Raw genomic sequence first — 18,553 nt, 5'->3', positions numbered from 1 at the left:
AGCGCCTGACGGGCGGCGGGCTGCGCGGTGACGGCGCCGGGTACGGCGGCGAGCGGGTAGCGGGGGTCGGTCAGCGCGAGGCGCAGCGCGTGCGGGTGGCCGACGAAACGGGCGTCGACCAGGGCGATCCGGTGGCCGGACGGCACTGCGGCGAGCAGGGTCTCGGTCTCGGCGGCGTCGGCGGCCACACGCACCTCGAAGCCGAGGGACCGCAGATCGCCCTCGAGAGACGATCCGGGTACCGGCTGACCGGTGACGATGGCGGTCGACAACCGAACTCACTCCCTGGGGGTCGGCGCGCGTCGGCGCCGGTCGCTCGTGTGATGCGTGGTGGGGGCGCCCTGCCTGCGGCACCCTGGGCGGCATGTCGGCAGAGGCTATCCGATCGGCCGGAGCCGTCGTTCACCGGGCGTTCACGGCCCGGCCCTCGCGGAGCCGTCGTGGCGGCGCCTTCGCCCATGCCGCGATCATCATCGGGGATGCGGGGGCCGCCCCACAAACCGCGGGGCGCAGACCCGGGCATCGCGGGGCAGAGGGGCGACGGCGCCGGCCCTGCCGGAGTGTGCCCCGGTCGGCATAGGGTGGACGACCATGACGTGGCTGATCACCGGCGGAGCCGGATACATCGGGGCACACGTGGCGCGGGCGCTGGCCGGGGCCGGGGAGGGCGTCGTGGTGCTCGACGACCTGTCGGCCGCCGTGCCGGAGCGGCTGCCCGAGGGGGTGCCGCTGGTCGAGGGCTCGACGCTGGACGGTGATCTGCTGAAGCGGGTGCTGGCCGAGCACGGGGTGACCGGTGTGGTGCATCTCGCGGCGCGCAAGCAGGTCGGGGAGTCGGTGGCGGAGCCCACCCGCTACTACCGGGAGAACCTCGGCGGCCTCGGCACGCTCCTGGACGCGATGGCGGAGAGCGGGGTGCGGCGCCTGCTGTTCTCGTCCTCTGCGGCGGTGTACGGCAACCCGGACGTGGACCTGATCACCGAGGACACCCCGTGCGCACCGGTCAACCCCTACGGCGAGACCAAGCTGGCCGGTGAGTGGCTGGTACGGGCGGCGGGCCGGGCGCACGGCATCGCGACGGTGTGCCTGCGCTACTTCAATGTGGCGGGGGCCGCCGCCCCGGAGCTGTCGGACACCGGCGTCTTCAACATCGTCCCCATGGTCTTCGACCGCCTCACCCGCGGCGAGGCGCCCCGGATCTTCGGCGACGACTATCCGACCCCGGACGGCACCTGCGTCCGCGACTACATCCACGTCGCCGACCTCGCCGACGCCCACCTCGCGGCGGCGCGACGGCTGTCCGACGGCGACTTCACCGGTGACCTCACCCTGAACATCGGCAGAGGCGAGGGCGTCTCGGTCCGCGAACTGATCACCGTGATCGCCGAGGTCACCGGCGACACCCGCCCACCCCTCGTCGAACCCCGCCGCCCCGGCGACGCCCCCCGCGCGGTCGCCTCCGCGTCCCGCGCCCACACGGAACTGGGCTGGCAGGCGCGGCGGGACGTACGGGAGATGGTGGCGTCGGCGTGGGAGGGGTGGCGGCGGCACCACGGGTGAAGCGCCCCGGCCACCCGCACCTCTCTGACCTGCGGATCGTTTCCGCAGGTCAGAGCATATGACAACGGTGTTCAGTGCCGCGTTGCCCAAGGGGTGTCGGGCGTTGTTCACTGTGAGCCGGTGGCCAGTACGGAAGGGCGGTCTTCAGCATGGGGGCAGGGCACGACCACGGCCATGGGCACAGTCACGCGCCCACGGGGACGGCCGCGGCCGCCTATCGGGGGCGGCTGCGGGCGGCGCTGGGGATCACGCTCACGATCATGGTGGTGGAGATCGTCGGCGGGCTGCTGGCGGACTCCCTCGCGCTGATCGCGGACGCGGCCCACATGGCGACCGACGCGGTCGGACTGATCATGGCGCTGCTCGCCATCCACTTCGCGGCCCGGCCGCCGAGCGCGAACCGCACCTTCGGTTACGCCCGCGCCGAGATCCTGGCGGCCCTCGCCAACTGTCTGCTGCTGCTCGGGGTCGGCGGTTACGTCCTCATCGAGGCGGTGGAGCGGTTCTTCAGGCCCGCGGAGACCCAGGGCGGACTGATGATCGTCTTCGGTGCGATCGGTCTGTTCGCGAACTCCGTCTCGCTCCTGCTGCTCATGGGCGGGCAGAAGGACAGTCTCAATGTGCGCGGCGCCTTCCTGGAGGTCGCCGCCGACGCGCTCGGCTCGGTCGCGGTGATCATCTCGGCGGCCGTCATCCTGGCCACCGGCTGGCAGGCGGCCGACCCGATCGCCTCGCTGGTGATCGGTCTGATGATCGTGCCGAGGACGGTCAAGCTGCTGCGCGAGACGCTGGACGTGCTCCTGGAAGCGGCACCGAAGAACGTGGACATGGCCGAGGTGCGCACGCACATCCTGGAGCTGGACGGCGTGGAGGACGTGCACGATCTGCACGCCTGGACCATCACCTCGGGCCTGCCGGTGCTCTCCGCGCACGTCGTGGTCAGCACGGAGGTGCTGAACGCCATCGGCCACGAGAAGATGCTGCACGAACTCCAGGGCTGCCTCGGCGACCACTTCGACGTGGAGCACTGCACCTTCCAGCTGGAGCCCGGCGGCCACGCCGAGCACGAGGCCCGGCTCTGTCACTGACGGCGGGCATGAGGTCCGCTCCGCCACTGACGGCGGGCACGAGATCCGCTCCGCCACTCACCGCGGGCACAAGGTCCGGCTCTGCCACTCACCGCGTGCCGGGCCCCAGGGGCCCTGCCCTGCCGCCGACCCCGGGTGGCGTACGTTGACGGTGCGCACCCGTGTGCGAGGGCTTCGCGAGGTTCCCCGCGACGGGCGCCGGGCACGATGTGCTTCCGGGCCCCGCTTCCGCCACACCTGGCACGGGACATGCGGACGTGCCGGGAAGTGCCGGGAGTGCCGGATTCGTACGGCAGACTTGGGGTGCCAAGACCGAGGCGAAGGATGGGTATGCCGATCACACCTGCCACCGAGACGCACAGCTCGTCGAGCGGTACCACACAGCCGATTCTGCTGGAACTCGTCGACGAGAAGGGCGTGACGATCGGCACCGCGGAGAAACTCGCCGCGCATCAGCCGCCGGGGCAGCTGCACCGGGCGTTCTCGGTGTTCCTCTTCGACGAGCGGGGCCGGTTGCTGCTCCAGCAGCGGGCGCTCGGCAAGTACCACTCCCCCGGTGTCTGGTCCAACACCTGCTGCGGCCACCCGTACCCGGGCGAGGCCCCCTTCGCGGCGGCGGCCCGGCGGACGTACGAGGAGCTGGGTGTCTCCCCGTCGCTGCTGGCCGAGGCGGGCACCGTCCGCTACAACCACCCGGACCCGGCTTCGGGCCTGGTGGAGCAGGAGTTCAACCACCTCTTCGTCGGCCTGGTCCAGGAGACCGTGGCGCCGGACGCCGAAGAGGTCGAGGAGACCGCCTTCGTCTCCGCCGCCGAGCTCGCGGAGCGGCACGCCCGCGAGCCGTTCTCGGCCTGGTTCCTGACCGTCCTGGACGCGGCCCGCCCCGCGATCAGGGAACTGACCGGCCCCTCGGCGGGCTGGTAACGCCCAGACGGGACCGAAGGTCCGGGGGCGGTCTCACCGCTGGAGCGCGGGCTTGAGCGGCAGGGCCGCCCAGATCACCTTGCCGCCGCTCGCCGTGTGCTCCACGTCGACCGCGCCCCCCGCCTCCCGCGCCACCTCGCGCACCAGCAGCAGACCGCGCCCGCCGGTCTGACCGTGGTCCGCCTCCAGGGCGGTCGGCCGGTAGGGGTGGTTGTCCTCCACCGACACCCGCACCCACTCCGCGCCGACGGCCACCTCCACGGCGAGCATCGGCGACAGCAGCGCCGCGTGCTTGACCGCGTTCGTGACCAGCTCGGAGACGATCAGCAGCAGTCCGTGCGCCACGTCGTCGGCGACGGGCACGCCCTGGCGCAGCAGCAGATCGCGTACCGCGTGCCGGGCCTGCGGGACCGAGGCGTCCACGGTGGCCGCGGTGAACCTCCAGACCCCTTCGTAAGGCAGTGTTCCGGGCGCCGGCCGGGCGCCCTCCTCCGCTGGGCGCGGCACGCTCCCGCGCCCGTGGTTGTCCATCGTCCGGTCGCCACCCTCGCGCTCGATTGTCACCACACGTCGAGTGTTGGTAATGATCGGCTCCGCACCGGATGACTGAACAGAAGTCAGCTGGTATCGAACGTTTCCGACCGTTCGCGTATGACCTGGTCGTCCGGGCGACTGTTCCTGTTCCCCGGACGCCGGTTCCCGAACTCTTCGGGTTGTACGGGTTTGGCCTCGGTGTCGATTCGGACCGCGCACCCGGGGCTTACCGGCGGGACGGACCGGGTCGGTACGATCCGCCGCATGGAGCCGCAGCTGTCGTACCGGGTCACCGGCCACGTCGCCACCGTCGTCATCCGCAACCCGGCCAAGCGCAACGCCATGACCGCCGCGATGTGGCGCGCGCTGCCCCCGCTCCTCGACCGGCTCGCCGCCGACCCGGACGTACGGGCACTCGTACTGACCGGTGAGGGCGGGACCTTCTGCGCGGGCGCCGACATCTCCTCGCTCCGGGAGGGCGCCCAGGAGGCGCAGGGGCTCGCGGTGGCGGCGGAGGAGGCCCTCGCCGCGTTCCCGAAGCCGACGCTGGCCGCCGTCCGGGGGCACTGCGTGGGCGGCGGGGCCCAGCTCGCGGCGGCCTGCGATCTGCGGCTCGCGGAGGAGGGAACGCTGTTCGGGGTGACCCCGGCGCGGCTCGGCATCGTCTACCCCGCCTCCTCCACCCGGCGCCTGGTGTCACTGGTGGGCCCGGCGACCGCCAAGTACCTGTTGTTCTCGGGCGAGTTGATCGATACGGAACGGGCCCTGCGCACCGGGCTGGTGGACGAGGTGCTGCCCGCCGGGGAGCTGGACAAGCGGGTGGACGGGCTGACCGGGATGCTGGTGTCCCGCTCCCGGCTCACCCAGGCGGCGGCGAAGGAGTTCGCGGACGGCCGCACCGACCGCGACGCCCACTGGGCGGAGCAGGCCCGCGCCGCGTCCGACACCGCCGAGGGCGTCACCGCGTTCCTGGAGCGGCGGACGGCCCGCTTCACCTGGAGCGTGCCCGCGCCGGAGTGACCGGGGGGTGAGGCGCCAGGCGCGAGGGCGCGGGGCATGGACGGCGACCCACGGGGTACCCGGAGCGGCCCGGACGCCTTGTCCGGAAGCCCGTGAGACCCCTGAGAAGGGAGAACCCATCGTGTTCCGTGCCATCGCCGACGTACTGGGTCAGATCGGCGGAGCCGTCGCGACCGTCGTCACCCTGCCGTTCCGGGCGCTCGCCCGGCTGTTCGGGGGCGCCTCGGGCGGCAGCCGCGCCTGACCGGCGGGCGCAGCGGCGCCGACGGGCCGCCGGAGCGCCCTGCCGTCCGGATGTCGGTGTCACCTGCCACAATTGCCGCGCAACCTCAGTGGAGAAGGCGGTACGGGATCGTGACGACACCCCTCACAGCGTCCATCGAAGGCAGGATCGCCGGGGAACTCGGCGTACGGGAGCGGCAGGTGAAGGCCGCGGTGGAGCTGCTGGACGGCGGTTCGACGGTGCCCTTCATCGCCCGCTACCGCAAGGAAGCGACCGAGACGCTCGACGACGCGCAGCTGCGCACGATCGAGGAACGGCTGCGCTATCTGCGGGAGCTGGAGGACCGGCGGGCCGCGATCCTGGACTCGGTGCGCGAGCAGGGCAAGCTCACCGAGGAGCTGGAGGCCCGCATCCGGGGCGCCGAGACCAAGGCGCGCCTGGAGGACATCTATCTGCCGTACAAGCCGAAGCGGCGCACCAAGGCGCAGATCGCGCGCGAGGCGGGTCTCGAACCGCTGGCCGAGGGGCTGCTGACCGATCCGTCGGTCGACCCGGCGGCCGCCGCGGCCGCGTTCGTGGACGCGGACAAGGGTGTCGCGGACGCGCAGGCCGCGCTGGACGGCGCCCGCGCGATCCTGACCGAGCGGTTCTCGGAGGACGCCGACCTGATCGGTGAGCTGCGCGAGCGGATGTGGACGCGCGGGCGCCTCGCGGCCAAGGTGCGCGAGGGCAAGGAGGAGGCGGGCGCCAAGTTCGCCGACTACTTCGACTTCACCGAGCCGTTCACCGCACTGCCCTCGCACCGCGTCCTCGCGATGCTGCGCGGCGAGAAGGAGGAGGTGCTCGACCTCGTCCTGGAGCCGGAGGAGCCGACCGAGGGGCCGTCGACGTACGAGGGCTTCATCGCGACGCGGTTCGGCATCGCGGACCGGGGGCGCCCGGGCGACAAGTGGCTGGGCGACACGGTCCGTTGGGCCTGGCGCACCCGGGTCCTGGTGCACCTCGGCATCGATCTGCGGCTGCGGCTGCGCACGGCCGCCGAGGACGAGGCGGTGAACGTGTTCGCCGCCAACCTGCGCGACCTGCTGCTCGCGGCCCCGGCCGGCACCCGCTCCACGCTGGGCCTGGACCCCGGTTTCCGTACGGGTGTGAAGGTGGCCGTGGTGGACGCGACCGGCAAGGCCGTCGCCACCGACGTGATCTACCCGCACGTCCCGGCCAACAAGTGGGACGAGGCGATCGCCAAGCTGGCGCGTCTGGCCAAGGAGCACTCGGTCGACCTGGTCGCGATCGGGAACGGCACCGCGTCCCGGGAGACCGACAAGCTGGCGGCCGAACTCATCGCCAAGCACCCGGAGTTGAACCTCACCAAGGTCATGGTGTCGGAGGCGGGCGCGTCGGTGTACTCGGCGTCGGAGTACGCCTCCCGCGAGCTGCCCGGCATGGACGTGTCGCTGCGCGGCGCGGTCTCCATCGCGCGCCGCCTCCAGGACCCGCTGGCCGAACTGGTGAAGATCGACCCGAAGTCGATCGGCGTCGGGCAGTACCAGCACGACCTGTCCGAGGTGAAGCTGTCGCGCTCGCTGGACGCGGTGGTCGAGGACTGTGTGAACGGCGTGGGTGTGGACGTCAACACCGCGTCCGTGCCGCTGCTTTCGCGGGTGTCCGGCGTCTCCGCCACCCTCGCGGAGAACATCGTGGCGCACCGGGACGAGAACGGCCCCTTCACCTCCCGCGCCCAGCTGAAGAAGGTCTCCCGGCTCGGCCCGAAGGCGTACGAGCAGTGCGCGGGCTTCCTGCGCATCCGGGGCGGCGACGACCCGCTGGACTCCTCCAGCGTGCACCCGGAGGCGTACCCGGTGGTGCGGCGGATGGTGAAGACCACGGGCCAGGAGGTCGCCTCGCTGGTCGGGAACACCGGTGCGCTGCGCTCGCTGCGCCCGGCCGACTTCGTGGACGACACCTTCGGTCTGCCGACGGTCACGGACATCCTCAAGGAGCTGGAGAAGCCGGGCCGCGACCCGCGTCCGGCCTTCAAGACGGCCACCTTCAAGGAGGGCGTGGAGAAGATCTCCGACCTGTCCGCCGGGATGGTCCTCGAGGGCGTGGTGACGAACGTGGCCGCGTTCGGCGCGTTCGTGGACATCGGCGTCCACCAGGACGGTCTGGTGCACGTGTCCGCGATGTCGAAGACCTTCGTCAAGGACCCGCGTGACGTGGCCAAGCCGGGTGACATCGTCAAGGTGAAGGTCCTGGACGTGGACATCCCGCGCAAGCGGATCGCGCTGACGCTGCGGCTGGACGACGAGGCGGCCCCGCAGGGGCAGGACGGCGACGACCGGCGGGGCGGCGGCTCCCGGCCGCCGCAGCAGCGGCGGGGTCAGGGTGGCCGCCAGGGCCAGAGCCAGGGTGGCCGTCAGGGTCAGGGCGGTCGGCAGGGGCAGGGGCGCGGTGGTGACCGGGGTGGCCGTCAGGCGCCCGCGCCCGCCAACAGCGCCATGGCGGACGCGCTGCGGCGCGCGGGGCTGCTGAACCCGGGCGACAAGCGCCGCTGAGGTGTCTTTGGTGCCGGGCGGTGTGTGCGCCGCCCGGCCCCGTGACCCGGTGAGGGCCGTACGGCCTGTCTAGCGCTCGGTGACCTTGCCGTCGGCGACCTCCAGGCGCCGGTTCACCTGGACCGCGTCGAGCATCCGGCGGTCATGGGTGACCAGGAGGAGCGTGCCGTCGTAGGCGTCGAGGGCCGACTCCAGCTGCTCGATGGCGGGCAGGTCGAGATGGTTGGTCGGCTCGTCGAGGACGAGCAGGTTGACACCCCGGCCCTGGAGGAGGGCGAGGGCGGCGCGGGTGCGTTCGCCCGGGGAGAGGGTCGCGGCGGGGCGCAGCACGTGGTCGGCCTTCAGCCCGAACTTGGCGAGCAGGGTGCGGACCTCGGCCGGTTCGGTGTCGGGCACGGCCGCCTGGAACGCGTCGAGCAGGGTCTCGGGGCCGTGGAAGAGGCCGCGTGCCTGGTCCACCTCGCCGACCAGGACGCCGGAGCCGAGCGCGGCGTGTCCGGCGTCCAGCGGGACCCGGCCGAGGAGGGCGCCGAGCAGGGTGGACTTGCCCGCGCCGTTGGCGCCGGTGACCGCGATGCGGTCGGCCCAGTCGATCTGGAGCGTGACCGGGCCGAAGGTGAAGCCCTCGCGCCGTACCTCGGCGTCCCGGAGCGTGGCGACGACCGCGCCCGAGCGGGGCGCGGAGGCGATCTCCATGCGCAGCTCCCACTCCTTGCGGGGCTCCTCGACGACCTCCAGGCGCTCGATCATCCGCTGCGTCTGGCGGGCCTTGGCGGCCTGCTTCTCGCTGGCCTCGCTGCGGAACTTGCGGCCGATCTTGTCGTTGTCGTTGCCCGCCTTGCGCCGGGCGTTCTTGACGCCCTTGTCCATCCAGGAGCGCTGCGTCTGGGCGCGGTCCTGGAGGGCGGAGCGCTTGTCGGCGTACTCCTCGTAGTCCTCGCGGGCGTGCCTGCGGGCGACCTCGCGCTCCTCCAGGTAGCCCGCGTAGCCGCCGCCGTAGAGGTTGATCTGCCGCTGGGCGAGGTCGAGTTCGAGGACCTTGGTGACCGTGCGGGTGAGGAACTCGCGGTCGTGGCTGACGACGACGGTGCCCGCGCGCAGACCGGTGACGAAGCGCTCCAGGCGCTCCAGGCCGTCGAGATCGAGGTCGTTGGTGGGCTCGTCCAGCAGGAAGATGTCGTAGCGGGAGAGCAGCAGCGAGGCGAGTCCGGCGCGGGCCGCCTGGCCGCCGGAGAGGGAGGTCATCGGCCGGTCGAGGTCGACGGCGAGACCGAGCGAGACCGCGACCTCCTCGGCCCGCTCGTCCAGGTCGGCGCCGCCGAGGTGCAGCCAGCGGTCCAGGCTGGTGGCGTAGGCGTCGTCGGCGCCGGGCGCGCCGTCCACGAGCGCCTGGGTCGCCTCGTCCATGATCCGCTGCGCCTCGGCGACGCCGGTACGGCGGCCCAGGAACTCCCGGATGCTCTCCCCCGGCCTGCGCTCGGGCTCCTGCGGCAGGTACCCGACGGCGGCGGTGGGCGGGGAGAGCCGTAGCTCACCGTCCTCGGGCCGGGTGAGCCCGGCGAGGAGCTTGAGCAGCGTGGACTTGCCCGCGCCATTGGCTCCGACCAGCCCGATCACGTCCCCGGGCGCGACGACGAGGTCGAGCCCGGAGAAGAGGGAGCGGTCGGCATGCCCGGCGGCGAGGTCTTTGGCGACGAGGGTGGCAGTCATCAGGGGGTCGATTTTAATGTCCGGCCGGGTGGGGCGCGGCCAGGCGTCAGGGAGCGACCGGCGCCGTCAGGACCGTCCCCGTCGTTCGGGCCACCACGTACGCGTTGCCGCGCACCGCTCTCGGGTCCAGGGGGAGGTGGTGGCTGCCCGGGGGGAGGACCTCGTCGAGGAGTTCGCGGACGTGGACGCGGTGGAGGCGGTCGCGGCGGTAGGCGAGGAGGCGGACCCGGCAGGGGGTGGCCACGTCGAGTACGGCGGTGTGGCGGTCGGCGGTCAGGGTGGTGATCCGGCGGGGGCGGAGCGGGTCGCGGTCGAGTGCCTGCTCGGTCTGGGCGACGAGGAGGGGGACGATCGGCGCGAGGGCGTCCACGTGGGCGGCGCAGACACCGGATCTCGTGAACGCCGCGTGGACGGCGGCCCGTTGGGCCTCGGGGACACCGGGGGCGTACAGCACGGCGTCGTAGCGGCGCAGTTCCGCCGCGGGTACGTCGTCCACCTCCGGGGTGACGTCGGCGCCGATGCCGGTGCCGCGCAGGGCGGCGGCCAGCCGGGCGGGGACCCCGGCGCGGGGGCCGATCACCAGGACGTGGGGGCGGGGTGCGGGTGCCGCGTCGGGGCGGTCGAGCAGGGAGGTGAGGGCGGCCCGGTAGGCGGGGCCCCGGAAGCGGAACGGTCCGGTGCCGTCGTATCCGTCGCGCTCCGGCTCGGCGCGCTCGCCGTCCTGCCAGGCGAAGTCGCGCCAGACGACATCGCGGCCGTCGCGCTCCACGACGGCGGTCAGCGCCCCGCACGCCAGATCCGCGCACTCGGGACACCCGTACACGACGAACCGCCCCCCGGGCAGCGGGGGTTCGCTCTCAAGGAGCAGCCCTCGCACCTGGGCGGCGAGCACCTCGGGCGGTACGTCGGAGGCGAGCGGGGTCACCGCGTCCAGATCGGGGAACCGGTACAGCAGCGGTTTCCCGTCCACGACGAAGTCCGTGAAGTCGCGGTGGATCTGATAGCCGCCGTCGGGCAGCACGCCGCCCGCGCGGAACGCCGGTACCAGGCCGAAGGTCGCGTAAGCGGCAGACATGCTGCGAGTATCCCGGCGCCACCGGGATGGAGAGCCCGCCGGGAGCGGAGTCGTGGGACGACCTTCGGACGGTGGCCGGAATTCCCTTGGTCCGCACGGGGCGACGGCCGTACGCGCGAGCGAGGGCGTACGTGTTCGTACGGTGCTGGACGACCTCGTCGGCCGGCTCTCCGCCTACAGCTCCGACTCGCCCCACCTGCCGACGACCACCTCGTCCCCCACGGACACCTTGCCCGGACGCAGCACGGCGAACTTCGTGCCGAACGCGACTCCGCCCTCCGCCGCACGGCGATATCCGGCGAGGGTGCGCAGCGGTTCGGGGCCCGACCTCGCGCCGGTCTCCTGGTCGACCATGGTGACGGCGCAGCGGACGGCGAGCTTGGCGTACCCGAGTTCGGCAGCGCCGAGGGTGAGGAGCCGGGCGCGGTCCTCGGCGTGGGGTCCGGCCCAGCCGTCGATGACGATGTTGGGGCGGAAGCGGCTCATCGGCAGCGGGGCGGCGCCGTGTTCCGCCAGTCTCCGGTTCAGTTCGTCCAGGGTGGCGCGGGAGACGATGTGCAGGGCGCAGCTGTCGGCGTAGCCGGAGGTGCCCGGCGTCCGGCCGTCGGTCACCCGGTCGTGGTCGGGCGGTACGCGGACCAGTCGGCTGGGCGCGCCGAGCACCTGGGACAGCCAGCCGGCCACCGTGTCGCCCTGGTCGATGCCCCGGTAGGCGGTGCCGAACAGGTCGACGGGGCGGGCGGGGCCGGACGCGTTCACGGGGGTGCGCACGGTGCCGTGGCCGGGTGCGTGGAGGGCGAGTTGATCACCGGTGGGGTCGATCTCGGGCTGGATCAGAGCCAGTTGGGGGTCGCGCCGCTGGGTGCGGAAGACGCCCTCCTCGCTGACGACCATGAAGCTGCGGTCGTGCGCGAGTCCTGCGGGCGTCAACTGGGCTTCCGCCACCGGGACTCCGGCGCAGCCCTTGACGGGGTAGTACGTCAGGTGGGTGACGGTGGCCATGTGCGCCTCGGGCTGCTCGGTACCGGACAAGTGGCTGTCCGTGGAGGGTCGGTAGGTCGGTAGGTCGATAGGTCGGCTGGTCGGCTGGTCGGTTACTCGGTGACGAGCGCGAGCGTGAACCCGTCGTACCCCTTGGCCCCGACGGTCTGGAGCGTGGTGGCGGTCAACCGCGGGTGCTCCGCTATGAGTTCGGTGAAGCTGCGGACCCCCTGGACGCGGGGATCGGTGCTCGCCGGGTCGGTCACCGCGCCCTCCCGTACGACATTGTCGCCGATGATGACGCTGCCGGGCCGGGTGAGCCGCAGCGCCCAGCGCAGATACTCGGGGTTGGACGGCTTGTCCGCGTCGATGAAGACCAGGTCGAAGGGGCCCACGCCCTCGTCCGCGAGCACCGGCAGGGTGTCGACGGCGTTGCCGACGCGCAGGTCGACCAGGTGGCCGACCTCGGCGCGGGCGATGTTGGCGGCGGCGACCTCGGCGTGGTGCGGGTCGGCCTCCAGGGTGATCAGCCGGCCGCCCTCGGGCAGGGCGCGGGCGAGCCAGATGGTGCTGTAGCCGCCGAGGGTGCCGATCTCCAGGATCGAGCGGGCGCCCTGGATGCGGGCCAGCAGATGCAGCAACTTTCCCTGGTTCGGGGCCACTTGGTGGGGAGGAAGGCCGGCCGCCTCGCTCTCCTCCGCCGCGCCCCGCAGCGGGGCGTCCTCCTCGACCAGCAGGCCGTTGAAGTAGTCGTCCACGGCGTTCCAGAGATGCTGCGACACGGTAGGTTCCCTTTCGATACCGACCAGGTTCCGAAAGGGAACCTACTATGGGCGCACGGCGGCCTGTCAACGGCTTCCGGCGGCGCGTTCCTGGGGAGTCTGGGGAGTTACGACGATGGGGCCACGACGATGAGGCCACGGCGCGAGGCGGACGACGCCTGCGGCATCGCACAGGCGGCCGCGGTGGTGGGCGACTGGTGGAGCCTGCTGGTGCTGCGGGAGATCGCGCGCGGCCATGTGCGCTTCGACCGGCTCGCGGAGGAGCTGGGCGTCTCCCGCAAGGTCCTCACGGAACGGCTGCGCGCGCTGACCGAGCACGGCGTGCTGGAGCGCCGCCGCTACCAGGACCGCCCGCCGCGCCACGAGTACGTGCTGACCGAGCAGGGCCGCGGACTGCTGCCCGTCCTGGTGTCGCTCCAGGACTGGGCGGACCGCTGGCTCCTCGGCGACGGCACGCTCACCGGGCAGGCGCCCGACGACGGCGCGGAGGCGCGGCGGGTCGCCGCCCTCGTCGGTGAGCACGTCCCCGCAGAGGTGCGCCTGCCGGGAACGGACGGCGCCTCCCACGATCCGGTCTCCCCCACCGCCCGCGCGACCGTCCTGTTCGCCTACCCAGCCACCGGCATACCCGGACTCCCCGCCGACCCGGCGTCCTCGACCGTCCCCGGCAGCGCGGGCTGCACACTGGAGAACCGCCAATTCCGCGCGGCCTGGCCGGAGTTCGAGAAGGCCGGTGTCGCCCTGCACGGGGTGAGCACGCAAACCCCTTCGGAACAGGCCGCGTTCGCCCGCGCCGAGGAACTGCCCTTCCCCCTCCTGTCCGACGACCGGCTCCAACTGACCGCCGCCCTGCGGCTGCCGACCTTCCGCGCCGGGCAGGACCTTCGCGTCAAGCGGCTCATCCTGGTCATCGACGCCGAACGGATCGTCCGCCACGCCCTGTTCCCGGTCACCGACATCCCCGCCGCCGTGTCCCGCAGTCTCGACCTCGCCACCGCTTGTCGGTGATGATCCCGGTCATGGCGACTGTGACGGCGTTGCGCCGCTACCCGGTGAAGTCCATGCTCGGCGAGTCCCTGACCAGGGTCGCGGTCACCGCACGCGGGCTGCACGGGGACCGGATCGCGGCTGTGCTCGACGAGACGGGGGCGGTCGGTTCCGCCAAACACCCGCGCAAGTGGGGACAGTTGCTGACCTGTCGGGCGACGCTGTCCGACACGGTGACGGTCGAGCTGCCGGACGGTACGGAACTCTCCCCCGGCGACCCGGAGTTGAACGCCCGGCTGTCCAAGCTGCTGGGCCGCGAGGTCTTCGTGTCGGACGACCCGGCCCAGGGCGGCGGTGCGCTGGAGCGCGCGGTGCCCGAATACGAGGGCGGGCTGCCGGACGCGCTGCGGGACACGGCCCGTACGGACGCCACCGGTGCGGCCATCACCTCCGGGCGGGTCTCGCCGGGGACGTTCTTCGACTACGGCCGGGTCCATCTGGTCACCACGGCGTCCCTGGAGCGGCTGCGGTCGGTGTACCCGGGCGGCGACTTCGACGCGCGCCGCTTCCGGCCGAACCTGGTCATCGACACCCCCGACGCCTCCGGCTTCCCCGAGGACACCTGGCTCGGCGGTCAACTCCGCGTAGGCGAGGCCCTGTTCCGGGTCGCCGTGGCCACGCCCCGCTGTGTGGTGCCCACGCTGGCCCAGGCCGGCCTTCCGGCCGACCCGGGCATCATGCGTGCCGTGGCCCGCGAACACCGCGTTCCGGTCTTCGACTTGGGCCGTCTGTCCTGTGTCGGTGTCTACCTGGACGTACTCGAACCGGGCACGGTCCGGCGGGGCGACAAGGTGCACCTGTCACCGTGACCGGTCACGCACTCCGGGGCTCCGACGACGGTGAGGGTGCGTGCGGCGGGCGCTCCGGCGGTGGCCCGCGCGAGGGCCTTGGGGCCACCTTCCAGGGGGAGTTGGGCCCGGGTGCGGGAGAGGTCGAGGGTGAGAGTGGGGCGGGTGGACGGCGGTTCGACGAGGTCCTTGTCGGTGCCCGCGACGACCAGGGCCAGCCGGTGGCCCGCCGGGACGACGTGGTCGGTGGCGGCCAGGTCGAGGGTCATGGTGTAGGCGCGGCCCGGGGTGAGCGGGACGCCCTTGGCGAGCGAGGCGTGATGACCGAGGTCGGCCCAGCCACGGCTGACGACAGTGGCGTCGACGTGTACGGTCTTGGCCGCCGTGGCCTTGAAGCAGGCGCTGTCCCCCGTCGTGCTCTCGCCCCAGCAGGTGCGGTCGGCGAGGGTGGTGATGCCCTCGGCGCTGTCGGCGTAGTCGCGGATGGTGTCCGGGCCGAGGTCGACCAGAACGGCGGACAGATGGGCGGAAGCGGTGCTCGGTGTGGCGGTCACGGTGACCTGTGAGGAGCCGGAGATCCGCAGCGGGCCGGTGAGCGCCGGGGTGACGAAGGCGGCCTTGTCGGGCGTGGACTTCGTGAGGTCGGCCGCCCAGTCGGTCTCGCTCCGGCTCGGGTCGTCGGTGAACGTCTCGGTGCCGGTGGCCCTGCCGAGGCCCAGGGTGCCGACGCCGGGGGTGGTGCCGCGCCCCGGGTACAGGGTGGTGCTCCGGGTGTCGCGCGGCGGCCAGACGGCCGAGGTGACCCACTGGTCGGGGTGGCGCTCGATGTCGGCCATGGGCTCGCGGTCGATGCCGTTGTCGTAGCCGAGGAGTTCGTGGTCGAACCAGCGGTGCAGGGTGTCGACCCAGGCGCCGCGCCGGTAGTCGAAGGGGTCGACGTGGCCGGTCTGGGAGAGCCAGATCTTGCGCTCGACACCGTGCTTCGCGAGCGCGTCCCACCACTGGCCGAAGTGCTTGGTGCGGACGTTGAGGTCCTGCATACCGTGCACCAGGAAGACGCTGGCGCGGACCTTGGCCGCGTCCTTGACGTAGTCCCGCTCGGTCCACAGCCCGGTCCAGTCGCCGTTCGTGGGGCTGCCGTCCGCGAGCTTCTTCTGCACGGCCGCGCAGTGGGCCTGGGCGGAGGCGCTGTCGACGTATCCGGCCAGCTCGTCGGGGCCGCCGTCGTAGAGCTGGGCGCCCTGGGCGAAGTAGTAGTCGTACCAGGAGGAGATACCGCTGATCGGCACGATCGTCTTGAGGTTCTTCACCCCGGTGGCGGCGACGCCGTTGGCGATGGTGGCGTCCCAGCTCTTGCCGATCATGCCGGTCGCGCCGGTCGTCCAGCTCGCCTTGACCGGTGTGCCGCCGGTGCGGCTGGTGTAGGCGCGGGCCCGGCCGCCGAGCCAGTCGACGACGGCCTTGGCGGAAAGGATGTCGGAGCGGCCGCCGACATCCACGCAGCCGTCGCTGCGGTTGGATCCGGCGAGGTCGACGCCGACGAAGGCGTAGCCGCGCGGTACGAAGTAGTTGTCGTAGAAGAGCGGCATCTGGACGACGTGACCCTGCGCGTCGTACGTCTTCAGCTGGCTCTCGTTGCCGCGGCCGCAGCAGGAGTAGTAGGGGCTGGCGTCCATGATGACGGGCACCTTGCGGCCCGCGCGGGCGGCTTCGGAGGGGCGGACGATGTCGGCGGCGACGCGGTCGGTGCGGCCGTCGCCGTCCCCGTCCAGGCCGGTGTCCACCCACACCGACTCGCGGACGGCGTGCGCGTACGAGTAGACGGGCCTGCTCTCCCGGGGTGCCGCCTGGGCGGCGGTCGGTACGAGGAAGACGGCCGTCAGGGCTGCGACGGCCAGGATCGCGAGCGTTCTCCACAGCGTGCGAATCGGCATGGGCGGACGGTACCCCCGTCAACTGTCGTGCAGAAGAGGGCGCTTCGGGGCGAGGACGTGTCCACTCGGGTGGGGGCGGTGCGACGGCTCGACGCGGGTGCGGCGTGTCGGCCGAATGGCGATCGTGTGACAGGAGCGGCCGTGGACACCCGCGGGGCCACGGGGACTCAATAGGCTCCGAACAGACTTTCCGTACCGACGACTTGGAGCTGACGTGCACCGCAGAATCATCGCGCCGGGCGCGCTGGCCGCGGCCTCCCTCCTGCTGGCGGTCCCGGCGTCGGCCGCGACCTTCACACCGGGCGCGCCGGGCATCGGTGACCCGTACTACCCGTCCTACGGCAACGGCGGCTACGACGTCTCGCACTACGACCTCCGCCTCCAGTACCAGCCGAAGACGGACGAGCTGGAGGGCACCGCGACCATTCTCGCGAAGACCACCCAGGACCTCTCCAGCTTCGACCTGGACTTCCTGCTCGACGTGAGCGAGGTGCGGGTCAACGGCGTGAAGGCCACGTTCGCCTCCTCCGGCGAGCACGAGCTGGTCGTCACGCCGAAGACCCCGCTGCCGAAGGGGACGCAGGTCACCGTCGTGGTCCGCTACAGCGGGGTGCCCTCGACGAAGAGCGCGTACGGCTTCACCACCTGGCACCGCACGCCCGACGGCGCGGTCGCGGCCGACGAGCCCGAGGCCGCCTGGTGGTGGTTCCCGAGCAACGACCACCCGAGCGACAAGGCCACCTACGACGTCTCGGTCGCCGTCCCGGACGGCACCCAGGCCATCTCCAACGGCGCGCTGACGTCGACCAGTTCGAAGCTGGGCTGGACCCGCTACAACTGGCGCCAGGACAAGCCCCAGGCGACGTATCTGGCCACTCTGGCCCTGGGCCGCTTCGACATCACCACCTCCACCTCCGAGGGCGGGGTGCCGGTGATCAACGCCTACAGCAAGGACCTCGGCGACAACGACGGCGCCGCCCGCGCCAGCGTGGAGCGCACCGGCGAGCTGGTGGACTGGCTGAGCGGCTATTTCGGCCCGTACCCCTTCTCGTCGGCGGGCGGCTACGTCCCCAACACCACCACCGGCTACGCGCTGGAGACCCAGACCCGCGTCTACTACAGCCCGAAGCAGTTCGCGGCCGGTTCCAACACCTCGGTCGTCGTCCACGAGCTGGCCCACCAGTGGTACGGCGACGACGTCTCCCTCAAGGGCTGGAAGGACATCTGGATCAACGAGGGCTTCGCCCGCTACGCCCAGTGGCTCTGGTCCGAGCACGAGGGCGAGGGCACCACCCGCGAACTCGCCGACTACGTCTACGCCTCCCACCCGGCCGACGACCCCTTCTGGACGGTCAAGCCCGGCGACCCCGGCGCGGACGGCCAGTTCGACCTCGCCGTCTACGACCGGGGCGCGCTCGCGATCGAAGCCCTGCGGCACGCCGTCGGCGACGACGCCTTCTTCACCCTCCTGAAGGGCTGGCCCACGTCCCACGCCTACGGCAACGCCTCGGTCTCCGACTTCCAGCGCTACGCGGAGGAGATCTCGGGCAAGCCGCTGTCCTCTCTCTTCGACACATGGCTCTTCGAACCGACGAAGCCTGCGGCGCCTGCGACGGGGGCGGTGTCGCTCGCGCGAGGCGTTGACGGGGTGGTCGTGCAGCCGAAGTCGTGGAAGAAGATCGAGGCGACGAACGGGGTGCACGGGCACTGACTTCCGTGCGGGACGGCGCGCCCGGACGCTGAGTTCTACGCCGGACGGCGCGCCCGGCGAGCAGCCCGCACCGTCCCGGACGACCGCGTGCACATGGTCGGCCGGGACGGTGCGGGCACGCGTCGGAACTGGTGCGGGGCCGGTTTCAAAGGCTCCAGGCGTTCTTCGGGTGGTCCAGCCAAGCGCACTGGTCGTACACGGTGACGGTGAGCCCGAACCGCTCGTACCCCGGTTCACCGGCGCCCCGCCACCAGTCGAGCGCGGCCGAGACCTCGTCCCAGAGCCTGCGGGACCCGGACTGCCACACCGTGGCCTCGCGATGGCCGTCGCGGAACATGACGCACGCCCAGGACCGGTCCGTCAGCCCGTAGAACCACACCGGCCGTGCGCCGTCACGTTTGTCCGACACCTGATGGTGGCAGTCACGCACCCGCAGCCCCACGGCGAATCGCGCGACACCGAACCGGCCGTCACCGAGCAGGTGTTCCTCGGTGACGGTGGTGGTGCTGCGGTCGGCATCACCCACCCCGTCCGGCACGTAGGCGGCGTGCCCGGCGAACGGGGACCGCTGGGAGCGCAGCTTCATGAACTCCACGGGCCCCAGGAAACGGCCGGACGCGC

The 18,553-nt window shown here is 72.3% G+C and carries 15 protein-coding genes and 2 pseudogenes; 9 read left to right on the top strand and 8 right to left on the bottom strand.

Annotated features, from left to right (window positions below; genetic code table 11):
• A pseudogene (locus GTW40_RS21165) lies at positions 1-272 on the bottom strand (CDP-alcohol phosphatidyltransferase family protein); the annotation flags it as partial.
• Between the two features lie 319 nt (positions 273-591).
• Between GTW40_RS21165 and galE the strand changes: the two are divergent.
• From galE to idi, 3 genes are all read left to right on the top strand, one after another.
• Entirely contained in the window at positions 592-1,560 is a 969-nt protein-coding gene (gene galE, locus GTW40_RS21160) for a UDP-glucose 4-epimerase GalE (protein WP_161181772.1), read from the top strand.
• A gap of 149 nt (positions 1,561-1,709) precedes the next feature.
• Positions 1,710-2,648: a cation diffusion facilitator family transporter gene (locus GTW40_RS21155; RefSeq protein WP_161181771.1), complete on the top strand. Its 939-nt coding sequence runs from the start codon at positions 1,710-1,712 to the stop codon at positions 2,646-2,648.
• Positions 2,649-2,978: 330 nt separating this feature from the next.
• The gene (gene idi / locus GTW40_RS21150) at positions 2,979-3,572 is read left to right on the top strand and encodes an isopentenyl-diphosphate Delta-isomerase (RefSeq protein ID WP_161181770.1); all 594 of its coding nucleotides are present in this window, start codon (positions 2,979-2,981) and stop codon (positions 3,570-3,572) included.
• A gap of 33 nt (positions 3,573-3,605) precedes the next feature.
• On the opposite strand, the gene GTW40_RS21145 is transcribed toward idi, so the two are convergent.
• Positions 3,606-4,103, bottom strand: a complete 498-nt coding sequence (locus tag GTW40_RS21145) for an ATP-binding protein (RefSeq protein ID WP_161181774.1) — start codon at positions 4,101-4,103, stop codon at positions 3,606-3,608.
• A 267-nt stretch (positions 4,104-4,370) separates the two neighbouring features.
• Here GTW40_RS21145 and GTW40_RS21140 point away from each other — a divergent pair, with 267 nt between their 5' ends.
• From GTW40_RS21140 to GTW40_RS21135, 3 genes are all read left to right on the top strand, one after another.
• Positions 4,371-5,126, top strand: coding sequence for an enoyl-CoA hydratase/isomerase family protein (locus GTW40_RS21140; RefSeq protein ID WP_161181769.1), 756 nt, complete (start codon positions 4,371-4,373; stop codon positions 5,124-5,126).
• A 121-nt stretch (positions 5,127-5,247) separates the two neighbouring features.
• Positions 5,248-5,370: an LPFR motif small protein gene (locus tag GTW40_RS33575; RefSeq protein ID WP_343245752.1), complete on the top strand. Its 123-nt coding sequence runs from the start codon at positions 5,248-5,250 to the stop codon at positions 5,368-5,370.
• 110 nt (positions 5,371-5,480) lie between these two features.
• Positions 5,481-7,904 carry a Tex family protein gene (locus GTW40_RS21135; RefSeq protein ID WP_161181768.1) on the top strand — a complete coding sequence of 808 codons (2,424 nt, stop codon included), beginning with the start codon at positions 5,481-5,483 and terminating at the stop codon, positions 7,902-7,904.
• A 69-nt stretch (positions 7,905-7,973) separates the two neighbouring features.
• On the opposite strand, the gene GTW40_RS21130 is transcribed toward GTW40_RS21135, so the two are convergent.
• From GTW40_RS21130 to GTW40_RS21115, 4 genes are all read right to left on the bottom strand, one after another.
• A complete protein-coding gene (locus GTW40_RS21130; RefSeq protein WP_161181767.1) occupies positions 7,974-9,614 on the bottom strand; it encodes an ABC-F family ATP-binding cassette domain-containing protein in 1,641 nt (546 codons plus the stop codon).
• A 46-nt stretch (positions 9,615-9,660) separates the two neighbouring features.
• On the bottom strand, positions 9,661-10,689 hold the full coding sequence (locus tag GTW40_RS21125) for an oxidoreductase (protein WP_161181766.1): 1,029 nt from the start codon (positions 10,687-10,689) through the stop codon (positions 9,661-9,663).
• 174 nt (positions 10,690-10,863) lie between these two features.
• Entirely contained in the window at positions 10,864-11,691 is an 828-nt protein-coding gene (locus GTW40_RS21120; protein ID WP_161181773.1) for an MOSC N-terminal beta barrel domain-containing protein, read from the bottom strand.
• A gap of 92 nt (positions 11,692-11,783) precedes the next feature.
• Complete coding sequence (locus GTW40_RS21115) at positions 11,784-12,452, bottom strand: O-methyltransferase (RefSeq protein WP_161181765.1); 669 nt, start codon at positions 12,450-12,452, stop codon at positions 11,784-11,786.
• A 129-nt stretch (positions 12,453-12,581) separates the two neighbouring features.
• Here GTW40_RS21115 and GTW40_RS21110 point away from each other — a divergent pair, with 129 nt between their 5' ends.
• Positions 12,582-13,460, top strand: a complete 879-nt coding sequence (locus GTW40_RS21110; RefSeq protein WP_161181764.1) for a winged helix-turn-helix transcriptional regulator — start codon at positions 12,582-12,584, stop codon at positions 13,458-13,460.
• Positions 13,461-13,471: 11 nt separating this feature from the next.
• Positions 13,472-14,308: an MOSC domain-containing protein gene (locus GTW40_RS21105; protein WP_161181763.1), complete on the top strand. Its 837-nt coding sequence runs from the start codon at positions 13,472-13,474 to the stop codon at positions 14,306-14,308.
• Here the strand turns inward: GTW40_RS21105 and GTW40_RS21100 are convergent.
• Positions 14,245-16,221, bottom strand: coding sequence for a Xaa-Pro dipeptidyl-peptidase (locus GTW40_RS21100; RefSeq protein WP_161181762.1), 1,977 nt, complete (start codon positions 16,219-16,221; stop codon positions 14,245-14,247). The two genes, GTW40_RS21105 and GTW40_RS21100, sit on opposite strands and share 64 nt — an antisense overlap.
• 214 nt (positions 16,222-16,435) lie before the next feature.
• Here GTW40_RS21100 and GTW40_RS21095 point away from each other — a divergent pair, with 214 nt between their 5' ends.
• Complete coding sequence (locus tag GTW40_RS21095; protein WP_161181761.1) at positions 16,436-17,932, top strand: M1 family metallopeptidase; 1,497 nt, start codon at positions 16,436-16,438, stop codon at positions 17,930-17,932.
• A gap of 145 nt (positions 17,933-18,077) precedes the next feature.
• On the opposite strand, the pseudogene GTW40_RS21090 reads toward GTW40_RS21095, so the two are convergent.
• A pseudogene (locus GTW40_RS21090) lies at positions 18,078-18,553 on the bottom strand (protein-L-isoaspartate(D-aspartate) O-methyltransferase); the annotation flags it as partial.

The sequence above is a fragment of the Streptomyces sp. SID4985 genome (genome assembly GCF_009863025.1).
GTDB lineage: Bacteria > Actinomycetota > Actinomycetes > Streptomycetales > Streptomycetaceae > Streptomyces.
This window is presented reverse-complemented; position numbering and strand designations above follow the sequence as displayed.

Bases quoted from the DNA above. Each gene is read 5' to 3' on its own strand.
- galE (WP_161181772.1), top strand. From the start codon at position 592: ATGACGTGGCTGATCACCGGCGGAGCCGGATACATCGGGGCACACGTG.
- GTW40_RS21105 (WP_161181763.1), top strand. From the start codon at position 13,472: ATGGCGACTGTGACGGCGTTGCGCCGCTACCCGGTGAAGTCCATGCTC.
- GTW40_RS21145 (WP_161181774.1), bottom strand. From the start codon at position 4,103: ATGGACAACCACGGGCGCGGGAGCGTGCCGCGCCCAGCGGAGGAGGGC.
- GTW40_RS21125 (WP_161181766.1), bottom strand. From the start codon at position 10,689: ATGTCTGCCGCTTACGCGACCTTCGGCCTGGTACCGGCGTTCCGCGCG.
- idi (WP_161181770.1), top strand. From the start codon at position 2,979: ATGCCGATCACACCTGCCACCGAGACGCACAGCTCGTCGAGCGGTACC.
- GTW40_RS21110 (WP_161181764.1), top strand. From the start codon at position 12,582: ATGAGGCCACGGCGCGAGGCGGACGACGCCTGCGGCATCGCACAGGCG.
- GTW40_RS21100 (WP_161181762.1), bottom strand. From the start codon at position 16,221: ATGCCGATTCGCACGCTGTGGAGAACGCTCGCGATCCTGGCCGTCGCA.
- GTW40_RS21140 (WP_161181769.1), top strand. From the start codon at position 4,371: ATGGAGCCGCAGCTGTCGTACCGGGTCACCGGCCACGTCGCCACCGTC.
- GTW40_RS21130 (WP_161181767.1), bottom strand. From the start codon at position 9,614: ATGACTGCCACCCTCGTCGCCAAAGACCTCGCCGCCGGGCATGCCGAC.
- GTW40_RS21155 (WP_161181771.1), top strand. From the start codon at position 1,710: ATGGGGGCAGGGCACGACCACGGCCATGGGCACAGTCACGCGCCCACG.
- GTW40_RS21120 (WP_161181773.1), bottom strand. From the start codon at position 11,691: ATGGCCACCGTCACCCACCTGACGTACTACCCCGTCAAGGGCTGCGCC.